Raw genomic sequence first — 840 nt, 5'->3', positions numbered from 1 at the left:
TGACAAGAACGCCTTCTCGATCATCCGGGAGCACCAGCAGGTGCCCTTCCGCCCGCTCGACGCGATGCGCGAGGTCGGCACCACGGAGACGGGGACCGTCTCGGAGCAGAACATCGAGATCGAGGTCGAGTCCGAGGACGGGAAGCTCGTGCGCCTGCCCCTGCGCCGCATCCGCCTGGGGCTGAAGGAGCCGACGCGCGACGGGGAGACGGTGATCCACATCCTGACCGACCTGCCCGAGGAGGTCGCCGACGCCGTCACCGTGGCCGAACTCTACCGCGAGCGCTGGACGATCGAGACCGCGTTCCAGAGGCTCGAGAAGGATCTGAACTCGGAGATCAACACGCTGGCCTACCCCAAGGCGGCGCTGTTCGGCTTCTGCACCGCCTTGGTGGCCTACAACACCCTGGCCGTGGTCCGCGCGGCGCTGGGCGCGGTCCACGGCACAGAGAAGATGGACCGTGAGTTCTCCCCGTACGACCTGGCCACGGAGATCGCCGCCACGTACCAGGGCATGATGATCGCGATACCGCCGGAGGAATGGTCCATCTTTCGTGCCTTGAGCGTCGCCCAAATGGGGGAGCTGCTGCGGCAGATGGCCACCAAGGTCCGGCTGTCCGCCTTTCGAAAGCGGCCTCGCGGCCCCAAGAAACCAGTGCCGAAGCGGCGCTACGACCCCAAACATCCCCATGTTTCCACAGCCAAGCTGCTCGCAGGGCAAGCGCTTTGAACGAATTTTATGAAATTCTTTAAGGACTTTGCAGAAGAACTAAAAATCACGTTCACAGGGCTGCTGTAAAGGCCTGCAATCATCAAACCACATATCAGTGTTATCAAACT

At 62.3% G+C, this 840-nt stretch carries 1 protein-coding gene; it reads left to right on the top strand.

From position 1 onward, the window contains the following. Positions 1-730: transposase (locus GY769_24705; GenBank protein ID MCP4205123.1), on the top strand; the 730-nt coding region annotated here is incomplete at its 5' end. Positions 731-840: the final 110 nt, after the last annotated feature.

The sequence above is a fragment of the bacterium genome, from assembly GCA_024224155.1.
Classification (GTDB): Bacteria; Acidobacteriota; Thermoanaerobaculia; order Multivoradales; family JAHEKO01; genus CALZIK01.
The sequence above is the reverse complement of the archived record's forward strand: the minus strand, read 5'-3'. Positions and strand labels throughout refer to the sequence as shown.